A 12,969-nucleotide genomic window follows, 5' to 3' on the forward strand; every position below is an offset into this window, starting at 1 on the left:
TAAATTTTGCTTTTTTTGGTGCGAAAAAGTGATGTTGCAAAAGTCGCGGAAGTGTGTTTGAAATTTACTGGGTTTTTGGGGTTAAATTTCATGAAGTGGGTGGCTTTTGTATTAGGAAAAATGATAAAAAGTTATAAAAAAGCAGTCACGCCCACGCTTCAAACGGCGGATAAAATTTAAAATTCTTTGGCTTTTTAATAAAAAATGCGGTAGTAAATTTGAAGCAGTCAGCTAAATTTACATTAGACGATTGTGAGTGTATTTATCATGCTTGTGGTTTTTGCAAATTTGCATAGATAAAAAATTTAATGCAAAAGCATACACAACTAGAGATATGCACTTTGCATGCTTGATGTTTAAGGAAGAGTGGATAAATTTCAAAATTTTGCGGTTTTTGGATTTTGCAAAGGTTAGGGTAGTAAATTTATGCTAGTGCCTATAAGTTGGTATCTGCCAAGCTGTAGTTTTTTGCTCAAATTTAATAAAAAAGCAAAATTTTACACTTTGACCCGCAGTCATCTACCTTAATGAAAAAGTGAAGAAATATATTATGTAAAAAATTATCTGCCTAAACGGGAGTTGCAGAGCGGATAAATTTCAAAATTTGGGATTTTTGAAAAATGATTGTTTGCAAAGGACGTGGTAATAAATTTAAGGCAAGCGAGTTAAATTTATGCAAAAAGCCTATGGGCGAGTGCCTATCCTATCGTAGCTTTTGCCAAAACTTAATTGTAAAAAATTCCACGTTTAGTTTGGCAAGTACTGATATTTTAGACTTTGTCTTGTGACGCAAAGCATATATTTAAAAAAGCCAAAGAGAAAAACCTTTTTTTACTTTGCCAAAGATCGAATTCGCTTCACATTTTTTATAACTTTTAATGGTAGGCTTCTTTTAAATTTAATAGATAAAAAGCAAATTTGATATCTGTATTTTGCCTTTGTGATAGTGTAAAACCTGCAATATACTTTAAAAATCTAAGAGCAAAATTTATCTTTTCATTCTCATCAAAGCTCAAATTTAGCTCACTTTCCCTATTACTTTTAAGGGCATGCTCCGTATAAAAATAAAATTTAACACTCTCGGCACTTATCTGCATTTTCTATCGCCAAAGTTTAAATTTAACTCGTGTTTTCTGTGATTTTAGCGGCGAAATTCGTCTAAATTTTATTGGATAAAGCAAATTTATTATCAAACCAGCGGTTTTGTGTAGCGCAAAGTCAAATTTATAAAATAAGATAAGGGCTAAGAGCCAAATCCCATCTTTTTATCCTCGCCAAAGTTTGAGTTTATTTTCACACTTTCGGTGTTATTAAAAGCAAAATCAAAATTTCACACTAGCAATCACCAGCTCTTTTCATCGTAAAAGATTAAATTTATCTCACATCTTCCGTGGTTTTGGCAACGAAATTTGTCTAAATTTATTGAGTAAAGCAAATTTCTTATAAACGTCAGTGCTTTTTTGCAGCGCAAAGTCAAATTTATAAAATAAGATAAGGCTTAAGAGCCAAATCCCATCTTTTTATCCTCGCCAAAGCTTGAATTTAGCTCGCGCTCTATCGTGGTTTTAAAGTCCTCAAAGGTAAAAATCCCATCATCTTTTATAGCCACTTTTAATGCGGTATTTTTTAGAGCAAGGACGATCTGCGCGCCACTTAGGTTAAACTCAGCCAGCCTTTCTACGCTAAAGCCATCTTCAAAGCTCGCATTTTCAGGCAAAATTTTACGCCAAATAGCAAGCCTGCCGTTATAATCAGGCTTTTTAAACTCGATCTTATAGTCAAACCTTCTAGAAAAAGCGACATCAAGGCTTTGTAAGAAATTTGTCGTGGCGATCAGCACGCCTTCAAAGCGCTCGATCTGCTCTAAGAAGATATTTTGCATTTGATTATGCATCTTTTCAGCCCCGCTTGAGCTCTCCACTCTCGTGCTTAAAAACTGATCGGCCTCGTTTAGCAAAAGCACTGGCTCGCTGCCACTTTTTTTGCAAATTTCTTTGTAAGTATCAAAAATTTTCCTTACATTTTGCTCGCTCTCGCCGACATATTTGCTTAAAATTTTTGAGCAGTCAAAGCTTAGAATTTGTTTCTTTAGGCTCTTTGCAAGCCCAACGGCGCTCATCGTCTTGCCAGTACCAGGCTCGCCGTAAAAGATGATCTTAGCGTCTATATTTTTTCTAGTTTTTATGCCCCAGCTGCTAAGTCTAGCGAGCACTTTTTTATCGACTTGCTTTAGTATAGTGCTTAAAAGCTGCTTTGTTTTTTCGTTTAGCACGACGTCTTCTAGGCTAGTTACTGGCTCTATTAGCTCAAAAATTTCTTGCTCTTTTACCAGGCTTTCGATCTTGATTTTCTTGCTGTTTTTGTCATTTTTTGGGTGCATTATGCTTTGCAAAATTTCTTCGTTTATAAAAAAGCTCTTGCTAACGTTGCCATAAGCGTTTAAAACCTCGTCGTAGTCGATTAGTGCGCTCTCGATGAGCCTTGAGCCGTCCTCTAAAAGAGTGCGATTTTTGATGCGTTCAAGCTCATCTTTGCTTATTAGCCCAACTAGTGTGTTTAGGTCGCGGCCATTTTCAAAGTCGCCCGCATACTCCTCTTTTAAAAGGGCTAAAAATATGATCTGTTCTTTTTCATCAAGTGAGTTTTCTTTAAAAATTTGCTCTATCTTTAGGCTGATCTTGCTTAGTTTTACTCGCTCTTTTATGCGTTTTGTAAGCTCAGAAATTTGCTCGTTTATGCGCTTTTTAGCGTCATTTGAGCCACCTTCAAATATCGCAGCCTTTGAGTAAAGCTCTATCTTTAAAAACTGATCCTTTAAATACTCCAAATGATCTTCATAAGGTGCAAGCTCTGGTAAATTTATATCAGCGTTGCCATCTTCAAGTATCTTTAAAAATGTGCTTGAGAGTGAAATTTCAGAGTGAAGTAGCGAGAGTAGCCCTTGGTTAGAGCTTTTTTGCGAGTTCTCTGGCATTTTAAAGAGGCTGTAGTTTTGCACTATCCAGCCACTATCAAGCAAGTTTTTTATAAATTTAAGGTATAAAAGCTGCTTGTCATTTTGCGTGCCAAAGACAGCTCCAAGTAGCTCAAAAACGCTCATGCTAGCTGTGCCTTGCACATAGGCTTTGCTTAGATATTTTAAAATTTCTCCCTCTTCATCGCCACACTTTATAAGCTCATAAATTTTACTTTTTTTGAGGTCTTGGTTTAGAAAATCAAGCAAATACTTCACTAAATTTTATCCTTTATCTGCTCTTTTAGCACACGTTTTAGCACCTTGCCAGTCGCGTTTCTAGGCAGCTCCTCAGCAAAATAAATGCTTTTTGGAATTTTGAAATTTGCTAGGTTTTTCTTTAGATGTTCTCTTACTTTTTTTTCGTCCAGGTCCATCCCCTCTTTTGCCTGTATGAAGGCGACGACCTCTTCGTCTGCGTGCACGTCTTTTACGCCGATGACCGCTGCAGCTTCAACGGCTTCTAGCTTATAGATGACCTCTTCGATCTCGCGCGGATAGATGTTTATGCCTTTTGATATGATGAGGTCTTTTTTGCGATCAACGATGTAGATAAAGCCCTCTTCATCGATCTTGCCAAGGTCCCCAGTCTTTAGCCAGCCATTTATGATGGTCTCATCAGTTACGCCTGGCATGCCGTAGTAGCCTTGCATGACGCAGTCGCCTTTTACGATGATCTCGCCGATCTGGCCGAGTGGAAGCTCCATCATCTCATCATCTACGATCTTGACCTCATAGCCATTTAGCGCAGGACCCACGCTTAGAAGCTTTTGCTTGTCAAATAAATTTGCCGCTACGACTGGCGAGCATTCGCTAAGGCCGTATCCTTCAACGAGCGTTGCACGCGGGAATTTCACTCTAAAATCATCGATCGTTTGCTTAGCAAGCGGAGCAGCACCACTTACAAATAGCCTTATGCGGTTAAACCATCTAAAATACCAAGGAATTTTTGCCTTGCCGATGGCTGTGTAGATGGCTGGGATACCCAAAAATACAGTGACTCCTTTAAGCAGCGTCTGCTTTAGCACATTTGAAAATGGAAAGACCGATCTTACAAGCACCATCGAAGCACCTGAAAATATCGGCAAAAGCACCATCGCCGTTAGCGTAAAGCTATGAAACATCGGCAAAAATACGATAAATCTATCGCTTTTTTTAACCTTAAAACGCTCATGAGCGCCGATAACGTTTGAGAAGATATTTTTATAGCTTATCATAGCGCCTTTTGGCTTGCCTGTGGTGCCTGAGGTGTAGATGATGTGCATGAGATCGTCTATTTTAGGGTATTTTGTGATGCTTAGGGTGTATTTGTGATTTAGCGCTTCGCTGAAATTTACATTTTTTACAACGCCGTTATTTTCATAGCCCTTGCTCATATCCTCTTTTGAAATTTGTGGCGTTGAGGTGAGATAGGCACTCTCGCCATACTCCTCATCAACGCTTACATAGTCGTCCTTTGAGGCGCTTTGAAGTTTTTTTGGCGTTTGACCGATCCAGATTATTTTTCTTAAAATTTCAAGCTCGCTAAGTGCGATTAGCTCCTTTGCAAGCGAGCTGGAGGCAAAGAGCACCCTTGCGCCACAGTCGTTTAAGATATACTCAAACTCATTTGTCTTTAAAAAGGTATTCATCGGCACCGCAACCGCACCGATAGCCGTGATGGCAAGGTATGAGATGATAAATTCTTTCGAATTTGCCACCGCCATAGCCACTTTGTCGCCAAAATTTACCCCACAAAGCTGCAAGTAAGCCGCCACTTTATCGACGTTTTGCTTGAGCTCGTGGTATTTTAGCTTCTCTTTTTCATCAAAGATCGCTATCTGGTTTGGACTCTGCTTTGCTACTTTGGTCAAAATTTCATAAAAATTATTATAAGAGTATTGCATTTTTAGCCCTAGAAAGAGTATTTAAATGTCATTGCAGCTATCTGAATGCTACTTGTATCAAATTCGCCAGACATCGAGCCAATGCCGTTGCCAGTACCATTTTTTATACCTGTCGCACGCTTTTTGTCTCGGTGCTGATAGAGATAGCCTAGTCCTAGCTCTAAATTTGGTGTAAATTTATAGTTTGCCCCAAACGAATATGCCTGAGAAGTGGTGTTTGGAAGCTCTAAGCCAGTGTGCTCGCTGCTAGTGATATCCTCATCGTATGAAAAGCCAGCCATTAGCCTAAGTTTTTCATTTACATCGTAGGCAAGGCCTATCCTATATGTGTTTGTATCTTTTGCATTTTTAACGACTGGATCGTCCATAAATGCTTTAAAGTATCTACCTAGAATAGGGTGTGAATGAGCTGCTGTCTTGTCATCATATTCAAAGTCATAATCTTTAAATTTAGACCAGTAAGTCCTCTCGAAAGCTAGCAAAAGGGTAAAGTCGCTAAATTTATATCCAGTTGCAAGCACTAGCTGAGCAGGCAAAGGGATCTCAACTCTTGTTTTGCCATGATAGCTTATAGGTGCTAGAGCCCCGTTAAAATCAGCATTAGCGCTACCTTTAAGCTCTAAATTTACCTTCGAGCGGTAAGTCACTGCAAAGCTAAGCTCTTCAATAGGTCTATATGTAAGAGCGACGTTGTAGCCGTAGTTTATGCCATCGCCTTGTATCTCTCTGTAGCCAAAGCGTCCAAAGTCACTTGCTATCTTGCCCTTGCTATAAACGCCTCTAGCGCCCAGAGCAACGGCAAGCTTGTCATTTATGCGGTAAGCTACGGTTGGATTTAGCTCGACAACTTGTAGTTTAAACCTCTTGCCAGTAAAAGCAGTCTCTGGATCCTCCCACGAGATGCCAACAGCAGCAGGCACAGCAAGGGCTAGTCCAAATCTCCAGTTTTCATAAATTTCTGGCGTTACAAAGCTAAATGTGCCAGCAAGAGAGTCAAATTTCTTTGAGCTGTAGCTCTTGCCATCATCGCTTTTAAAGTCGATGGAATTTATATGAAACCAACCAAGCGTGCTTTCAAAATGGTGAAGCCCGTCTAAAAACATCATATTTGCAGGGTTAAAATAAGCTGCATCAGCCCCAAAACTAAAGGCTACGTTACTAGCAGCAAGCCCCAAAGAGTCAGCACTTTGCTCAGGGACCTTATAACCCCCAGCATTTAATAAAGAACACGTCGCAACAATGCTTAAAAGCACTCTTTTCATAGCTTTTCCTTTTCTAGGTTTCTTAAAATTTTGATCTCATCTTCCCAAATACTCTCATCAATCGTCTCTAAAATCAAGGGAATTTCGCCTATTTTATCATCATTTATTATATTTTCAAAAGCGCCAAGCCCAAGCTCGCCCTTGCCAAGGCTCTCGTGCCTGTCTTTTTTTGAGCCAAGCCCAAATTTAGCGTCATTTAGGTGCATACCAGATAGAAATTTATAGCCGATGATCGCGTCAAATTCGCCCATCGTCTTAGCGTAAGCCTCTTTGCTTCTTAGATCGTACCCAGCGGCAAATGCGTGGCAAGTGTCGATGCAAACGCCAACTCTGCTTTCATCGTCTGCTCGCTCGATCAAATACGCCAGCTGCGCAAAGTCAAAGCCTAAATTTGAGCCTTGTGCGGCTGTGTTTTCGATGACTAGTTTTACGCCACTTGTGCGTTTTAGCGCTTCGTTTATGCATCTTGCGATGTTATCTAGGCACTCATTTTGGCTTATTTGCTTTAGGTGCGAGCCTGGGTGGAAATTTAAAAGCTTTAGTCCAAGCTTACTTGCTCGCTCTATCTCATCGATAAATGCTTCAAGGGATTTAGTCCTTGCCTCTTTTTCTGGATGGCCTAAATTTATGAGGTAGCTTGCGTGTGGCAAGACGTGATCGGCGCTTATGCCAGAGTTTTTTAAATTTGCTTTAAACTGCTCTATCTCGCTACCACTTAGCTCTTTTGCGCTCCACTGGCGTTGGTTTTTTGTAAAAAGCGCAAAGGCATTTGCTCCTATTTTTGCAGCATTTATCGGTGCGTTAGATACGCCTCCAGCCGCACTTACGTGAGCTCCTATGTATCTCATTTTAACTCTTTTATTATCACTTTTATTTTATTTTTGCTGTCAATAAATTTGACGTAGTTATCGCAAACTTCGTATTTTATAAAATAAGAACTTAGATCTTGTCTAAAGCCGCACTCTGTGGTGCTTAGACCTTTGCCATCATAAATTTTTTGCCTTTGTAAAATCTCTTCAAAAAGGCTCTCATAATGCGGTGCTAGGAAAAATTTCTCGTTAAATTCGGTCTTTTTAAAACAAGCGCCATTTACGCAAATTTTGTCCTTTATGTTGATATTTGCGGTATTTACGCCAGAGCTATAAATTTGCAAATTTAGATCATTTTTGTATGTGTGAAAAAATCCAACATCATTTATCTTTATCATCGGAGAAAATAAAGTGACCTGAAAAGCTTGCGAACTTTGCGGCGTTTTAGTCGCAACACAGCCTGAAAAAATGAGAGCAAATAATAGAATAAGTGAAAATTTCTTCAAAGATTTGTCCTTTTATGTAAATTTAAGTTAAAAAGTAATATAATCCCAACTTCATAACCGACCGTGGCCCATTCGTCTAGCGGTTAGGACATCGCCCTTTCACGGCGGTAACACGAGTTCGAGTCTCGTATGGGTCACCACTTCTAAAAGACAAAATCTTATCCACATAAGCTTTAAAATCTAGTTAATCCAAATTTTCAGCTTTTTTAAAGACAAATTCTTAAATTTAATTGTTGTAAAAGAGATCAAATTTCACGTTTAGCAAAATTTAAAAAAGAGGTTTTGCGCGAGTATAAAAGTAAAAAGCAGTTAAATTTAGCCTTTTAATAGGCTTTAAAGTAACTGCAAAATTTACATCTGATGTGGCTTGCCTAGCAAAAATCCCTGCGCATACGAAATTCCAAATTTCTTTATGTACTCTAAAATTTCTTCGTTGCTCACAAACTCAGCCACGATCTTATAGCCTTGTCTTCTAGCAAAGCTCACGATAGTCTCAACCAAAACCCTTGCGTTTTCATCAGTTGGTAGCTTTTTGATGATCGAGCCATCTATCTTGATGTTATCTATATCAAGCTCTAAAATTCGGTAGTAGTTAGAGTAGCCAGAGCCAAAGTCGTCGATCGAGATTTTACATCCATATTTTTTAGCTCTTTTTATAAATTCATTTGCCATGGCGTAGTCGCTAAGCTCTTCGCTCTCTAGCATCTCAAAGCAAACTCTACTTGGATCTGGGCAGCTCTCTAGCTTTTCATCTAAAATTTCTCTCACACCAGGATCTGTTAGATCCGAGCTTGAAAGGTTGATAGAAAATGTATAGTCTGGATATTTTTTCACTAGATCAAAGGCTAGAGCGATCACCTTTTTTGTTATCTGAAGATAGAGTTGCGTTTTCATCGCGATTTCTAAGAACTCGCCTGGGTAGCGGATCTTGCCGTTTTGATCGACTATACGCACCAAAACCTCGTAGTATTTTGCCTCTGTCTCATTTTCTTGCACGTTAAAAATTCCCTGACACTCGACTATCACCTTGTCGTTTTCTAGGGCATACTCGATGAGTTCAGTTATGAGTTGGTTTTTATAGTATCTCATCTCGATCGCGTCGTTTTCTAGGTAGTAGTAGATCTCGTTGCCGCTATCGCTTGCTTGTTGATTAGCTAGGATTGACTGCATTAGGCGGTTTGTTTGCGGCGTGTCATTTGATAAAGAGACGCCAAGAGTTATCTTGATGCCAGGTAGGTTTTCAAATTTACCATCTATCTCGATATTCATCCTACTAAAGTTAAAATACTCTTTTATAAAGCCGATATCTCTAACGATGTCATCGCCTTGATACCAGATGTAAAACGCATCATCTTGAAACCTAAATAGCTCAGCATTTATAGAGTAGGTATCAACGCAGAGTTTTAGCGTATTTGCCACCGCTTTTAGCATGGCTTCGATGACCTTGTTTTGGTAGAAAAATCTTAGCATCTTGTAGTTTTTGATGCTTATGCTGATCAAAATTCCATCTTTTTTCGCCTCTATCATCTCAGTCAAAGCGAAGTAGTTGCCAAAGCCAGTTAGTTTGTCGATTGAGGATTGAATTTTTATCTGCTCATTTTTTTGAGTTAGCTCTTTAAGCATGCTAAGCTCTTTTGTCCTATCAAGCTTTATAGCCATGTAGCCCTCTAGCTTGCCCTCAAAGAAAAATGGCGCAAAACGCACCTTTTCATAGAGCAGTTTGCCGCTTTTTGTCCTGCTTATTAGCTCGTCGCTCTCCCATGAGATGTGCTTATTTATAGCATTTCTTATCTCAGCGTAAAAGCTCTCTGGGTGCATATTTGATTTTAAAATTTTAGGACTTTTTCCGACAACATCTTTTAGTTTATAGCCACTTTTTGCCTCAAAGGTTTTATTTACATATAAAATTTTATTGTCATTGTCGCAAAAGACTATCGAGCTGTGTCCTGCATCCACTGTCGTTTTTAGTAGTTTTATCTGTTTTTGCTGCTTAGTTAGCACCCTTGCTTGGTAAAAGGCCAGTGCGCAAAATAGCACGAAGCTGATAAAACAAAGCACTTGCATTATCACTATATTTCGTATCATTATGCTGTAAGAGGCTAGGGTATCATCTCTAAATTTTCTTAGTGTTTCTCTAAGTTTTAGATCAACAGAGTCTTGAGCTACGGCACTTAGGTTTTTTGCAAATTCAAGCGCGTAAGTTGCCTTGTTTAGCACCAAGATCGCTTTTGTGTCATTTTTGTAGGTATCTTTATACTTTTCTATCTGCTCTTTTGTTTGATTTAGCGTTTCGGGGCTGATTATGGCTGAGCTTTTTATCGCGTGAAATATCACATTAAGCGCATCTAGCTTCTTTTCTGAGGCTATTTCAAACTCACCTGATAAGATATAAGCAGCCATTGACGAGCTAGCGTAGTTTGACCTATCTACAAGTCTTTGTTTTTTTAAAAAGTCATCGTTTATGGTCTTTAAAGTTTTAGCATTTTTCTCTTGGTAAAAGACCTGTATGATGACATTTAGCTCATCAAGCTTGGTTAAATTTTGATCAAAGCTTCTTAAATTTTTATTTACATCGTCGTAGTTTAGACGAAGTACGTTATTTTCTAAGTTAAAGCTTAGCTCATTATCTAGTAAGATAAGACTTAAGATCGTATCGTTAAATTTACTAACAGCAGTAACTGCTCTATTTGCCATATAGATGTAAGCTGAGCTAAAGAAAAAGACGATTGCTAGGACGATTAAGATGATATTTGCTTGTCTTTTATTCATTTAGTATCCTAGGTCTGCGTCCATTTAGTGTTAGCAAAAATTTATAAATTTGCCCCAGCTCTTCGCTACTTAGTGTGTGGATCAGCTGATGATAGCTCACAAAGCCTATGACCTCTTTTAGATCGCTCATTTCGCCACTGCTTAGATATGGAGCCGTTCTTGCTACATTTCTAAGCGAAGGCACACGCATAAGGCGCCTGCTCTCACTTGCATCCTTTAAGCCCACGTTTTGCATCAAATTTCCACCTAAATTTCTACCATTGTGGCATGCCACACAGCCTATTTTATTAAAGAGCTCAAAGCCCTTTTTTGCCTCAGCATTTATGGAGTCGTCATTACCAGCTAGATACTCATCAAATGGCGAATCTATGCTTAAAATAGCCTTTTCAAATTCTGCCAAAGCACCTACTATATTTTCATAGTTTATGCCATCACTATATGCATCATTAAATAAAATCCCATACTCGCCTATGCTTTTTACTTTTTTTACTATCTCATCTTTGTTTGAATTTAGCTCATTTCTAGAATTTATCGACTCTTTTACCTGATCTTTTAAGCTTCTTACTCTGCCATCAGTAAAAAATAGAAAATTTAAAGCCGAATTTAGCACGCTAGGTGGGTTTATAACGCCCTTTTGGCTGGTGTAAGATGAGTTTGTACCGCTTAAATTCCAGTATAAGTTGTGGCAAGTTTCGCATGAGTAGTTTTCGGTGGTGCTTAGTCTTTTGTCAAAAAAGAGTTTCTTGCCGATGTAGGCTTGTTTTTCGTCATATTTTGATGAAAGCACTGGCTCAAATGATGAATTTGCGCTCAAAATACAAAAAGATACTACCATCCAAAATAAAACTTTTTTCATAAAATCTCCATATTCTTGAGCGTCATTATAGCGGAATTCTTTTTCATAACTACCAAATCGGCTAAATTGTAAAAAATTTAGTTTTTATTTGCCTTTTGAAAAAAATGTTGTATAATCCGCGAAGAATTACACAAATTTCAAGGAGGAACCATGAAAAAAGGTTTTACAATGATCGAGTTGATCTTCGTGATCGTGATTTTAGGCATATTAGCCGCAGTCGCCATACCAAGACTAGCTGCAACAAGGGATGATGCAGAGATAGCTAAAGTTGCTACAAACATTCAAACACTTGTTTCTGATCTAGGTTCATACTATACTTCACAAGGTAAATTTGCTACAAAAACTACTAGTAGTGGCGGCACTACTAGTAGTAATATTGATATAGCTGCGATGACAAACGTTGCAAATCCTGTTAAGGCAAAAGCAGATAATTGTTTTGAAGTCAAAGGCCCTTCAGCTACAAGTGGTGCTTTAGAGGTAGTGGTTGGAACAGCAGGTCTATGTAATGACATATGGCAACTACCTGGCTTAAAAAGTGTTAATGACAGCCTAACTACTACTACTGATAATAAAAAGGTTTTAAAATTTGGCGGCATAGGTATTGACTGGAATAAATAATTTCTACTTTTTGGCAAGGAATTTCCTTGCCATCTCTCTTTAAATTTTCCTTAAAAATTTATTTTTCATTTATAAAAATTCTAGCTATAATCATATAACTTCAAATTTCAAGGATGAAGTAATGAAAAAAGCTTTTACTATGATCGAACTAATTCTCGTTATAGTTGTCATCGGCGTATTAGTCGCGATCGCTATCCCAAGGATCAATGCTACAAGAGATGATGCGGTCTTAGTAAAGACTATGGCGGAGATTAGAACCGCTATAGAAGAGATAAATGCCTACTATATATCACAAGGCAAACTAGCCCTTGATACTATAAACAATAAAGTTAAATTTAAAGAGATGACAAATGCTGGGGTTGTGGATAGCTCTGGTGATCTTGGCTTTTTTGCTAAAAACGAAAGGTGCATTTCATTAAAATTCTTTGCCGCAGATCAAAGCTGCTTAGGAGTAGATATCAGTGAGCAAGGCCTATGCAAAAAGCTTTGGGAAGCTCCAGAATTTAAGCGCTTTAGTCAGACCATGATAAAGCCAGCACAAGGAGCATTGCCAGCTCATATCAGCTTTAGCGCTGTTCGCATCGTTTTTTAGCTAGATATTTTTTCAAAAAGCTTTAAAGTCTGAAATTTACACTTAATTCTTGAAATTTTATAAAAATAAAGTCCAAAACTAATTTTTTCTTGACAACAATAACATTTTTAGATACAATGCGACTTTTTAATGAGGTAGTGGCATAAACTTACAAACACGACTCAGGCGGGGTGTAGCGCAGTCTGGTTAGCGCATCTGGTTTGGGACCAGAGGGCCGAAGGTTCGAATCCTTTCACCCCGACCATGTTAAACGGTGAGTGTAGCTCAGTCGGTTAGAGCATCAGATTGTGGTCCTGAGGGTCGTGGGTTCGATTCCCATCACTCACCCCATTTTGGGCGCTCGTAGCTCAATTGGATAGAGCGACAGACTTCGGATCTGTAGGTTATGGGTTCGACTCCTATCGGGCGCGCCACTTGAAAGACTTTATGCGCTCATAGCTCAGCTGGATAGAGCAACGGCCTTCTAAGCCGTAGGCCTCAGGTTCGAATCCTGATGGGCGTACCACTTATTATTGTTGTGCGGATGTGGTGAAATTGGCAGACACGCCAGACTTAGGATCTGGTGCCCCACGGCGTGGAGGTTCAAGTCCTCTCATCCGCACCATCTTTTTAAAATCCATTTTTAAAACTTCTAAAAAACTCGATTTTTATTTGATTT

The 12,969-nt window shown here is 38.7% G+C and carries 10 protein-coding genes and 6 tRNA genes; 8 read left to right on the forward strand and 8 right to left on the reverse strand.

What is annotated here, in order from left to right:
• Positions 1-875: 875 nt before the first annotated feature.
• From MTT09_RS00890 to MTT09_RS00915, 6 genes are all read right to left on the reverse strand, one after another.
• Positions 876-1,097: a hypothetical protein gene (locus MTT09_RS00890; protein WP_429801999.1), complete on the reverse strand. Its 222-nt coding sequence runs from the start codon at positions 1,095-1,097 to the stop codon at positions 876-878.
• A 401-nt stretch (positions 1,098-1,498) separates the two neighbouring features.
• Positions 1,499-3,232, reverse strand: a complete 1,734-nt coding sequence (locus MTT09_RS00895) for an ATP-binding protein (RefSeq protein WP_429802001.1) — start codon at positions 3,230-3,232, stop codon at positions 1,499-1,501.
• Positions 3,232-4,899, reverse strand: a complete 1,668-nt coding sequence (locus tag MTT09_RS00900) for a fatty acid--CoA ligase (RefSeq protein WP_429802003.1) — start codon at positions 4,897-4,899, stop codon at positions 3,232-3,234. Before MTT09_RS00900 ends, MTT09_RS00895 begins: the two co-directional genes overlap by 1 nt.
• An 8-nt stretch (positions 4,900-4,907) precedes the next feature.
• Complete coding sequence (locus MTT09_RS00905) at positions 4,908-6,161, reverse strand: OmpP1/FadL family transporter (RefSeq protein ID WP_429802005.1); 1,254 nt, start codon at positions 6,159-6,161, stop codon at positions 4,908-4,910.
• On the reverse strand, positions 6,158-7,009 hold the full coding sequence (gene nfo, locus MTT09_RS00910) for a deoxyribonuclease IV (protein ID WP_429802007.1): 852 nt from the start codon (positions 7,007-7,009) through the stop codon (positions 6,158-6,160). Before nfo ends, MTT09_RS00905 begins: the two co-directional genes overlap by 4 nt.
• Entirely contained in the window at positions 7,006-7,476 is a 471-nt protein-coding gene (locus MTT09_RS00915) for a hypothetical protein (protein ID WP_429802009.1), read from the reverse strand. The genes nfo and MTT09_RS00915 overlap by 4 nt, the downstream gene beginning before the upstream one ends.
• 65 nt (positions 7,477-7,541) lie before the next feature.
• Between MTT09_RS00915 and MTT09_RS00920 the strand changes: the two genes are divergently transcribed.
• Positions 7,542-7,616: transfer RNA gene (locus MTT09_RS00920), tRNA-Glu, on the forward strand.
• Between the two features lie 211 nt (positions 7,617-7,827).
• On the opposite strand, the gene MTT09_RS00925 is transcribed toward MTT09_RS00920, so the two are convergent.
• Entirely contained in the window at positions 7,828-10,245 is a 2,418-nt protein-coding gene (locus MTT09_RS00925; RefSeq protein ID WP_429802011.1) for a bifunctional diguanylate cyclase/phosphodiesterase, read from the reverse strand.
• Positions 10,238-11,101 carry a cytochrome-c peroxidase gene (locus MTT09_RS00930; RefSeq protein WP_429802014.1) on the reverse strand — a complete coding sequence of 288 codons (864 nt, stop codon included), beginning with the start codon at positions 11,099-11,101 and terminating at the stop codon, positions 10,238-10,240. The genes MTT09_RS00925 and MTT09_RS00930 overlap by 8 nt, the downstream gene beginning before the upstream one ends.
• Positions 11,102-11,251: 150 nt before the next feature.
• Here MTT09_RS00930 and MTT09_RS00935 point away from each other — a divergent pair, with 150 nt between their 5' ends.
• The 7 genes from MTT09_RS00935 to MTT09_RS00965 all read left to right on the forward strand — a co-directional run bounded on the left by MTT09_RS00935 (position 11,252) and on the right by MTT09_RS00965 (position 12,915).
• Complete coding sequence (locus MTT09_RS00935) at positions 11,252-11,719, forward strand: type II secretion system protein (RefSeq protein ID WP_429802016.1); 468 nt, start codon at positions 11,252-11,254, stop codon at positions 11,717-11,719.
• A gap of 121 nt (positions 11,720-11,840) precedes the next feature.
• Positions 11,841-12,311, forward strand: a complete 471-nt coding sequence (locus tag MTT09_RS00940) for a prepilin-type N-terminal cleavage/methylation domain-containing protein (RefSeq protein ID WP_429802018.1) — start codon at positions 11,841-11,843, stop codon at positions 12,309-12,311.
• A gap of 166 nt (positions 12,312-12,477) precedes the next feature.
• A tRNA-Pro gene (locus MTT09_RS00945) sits at positions 12,478-12,555 on the forward strand.
• 9 nt (positions 12,556-12,564) lie between these two features.
• A tRNA-His gene (locus tag MTT09_RS00950) sits at positions 12,565-12,641 on the forward strand.
• 6 nt (positions 12,642-12,647) lie between these two features.
• A tRNA-Arg gene (locus tag MTT09_RS00955) sits at positions 12,648-12,724 on the forward strand.
• 15 nt (positions 12,725-12,739) lie between these two features.
• Positions 12,740-12,816: transfer RNA gene (locus MTT09_RS00960), tRNA-Arg, on the forward strand.
• A 14-nt stretch (positions 12,817-12,830) separates the two neighbouring features.
• Positions 12,831-12,915 (forward strand) — tRNA-Leu (locus MTT09_RS00965).
• Positions 12,916-12,969: the final 54 nt, after the last annotated feature.

This window comes from Campylobacter concisus (assembly GCF_050447505.1).
Lineage (GTDB): Bacteria > Campylobacterota > Campylobacteria > Campylobacterales > Campylobacteraceae > Campylobacter_A > Campylobacter_A concisus_BP.

What these genes read in the sequence shown, in the direction of transcription:
- MTT09_RS00905 (WP_429802005.1), bottom strand. Translation starts at nt 6,161, where the DNA reads ATGAAAAGAGTGCTTTTAAGCATTGTTGCGACGTGTTCTTTATTAAAT.
- nfo (WP_429802007.1), bottom strand. Translation starts at nt 7,009, where the DNA reads ATGAGATACATAGGAGCTCACGTAAGTGCGGCTGGAGGCGTATCTAAC.
- MTT09_RS00900 (WP_429802003.1), bottom strand. Translation starts at nt 4,899, where the DNA reads ATGCAATACTCTTATAATAATTTTTATGAAATTTTGACCAAAGTAGCA.
- MTT09_RS00890 (WP_429801999.1), bottom strand. Translation starts at nt 1,097, where the DNA reads ATGCAGATAAGTGCCGAGAGTGTTAAATTTTATTTTTATACGGAGCAT.
- MTT09_RS00925 (WP_429802011.1), bottom strand. Translation starts at nt 10,245, where the DNA reads ATGAATAAAAGACAAGCAAATATCATCTTAATCGTCCTAGCAATCGTC.
- MTT09_RS00935 (WP_429802016.1), top strand. Translation starts at nt 11,252, where the DNA reads ATGAAAAAAGGTTTTACAATGATCGAGTTGATCTTCGTGATCGTGATT.
- MTT09_RS00940 (WP_429802018.1), top strand. Translation starts at nt 11,841, where the DNA reads ATGAAAAAAGCTTTTACTATGATCGAACTAATTCTCGTTATAGTTGTC.
- MTT09_RS00930 (WP_429802014.1), bottom strand. Translation starts at nt 11,101, where the DNA reads ATGAAAAAAGTTTTATTTTGGATGGTAGTATCTTTTTGTATTTTGAGC.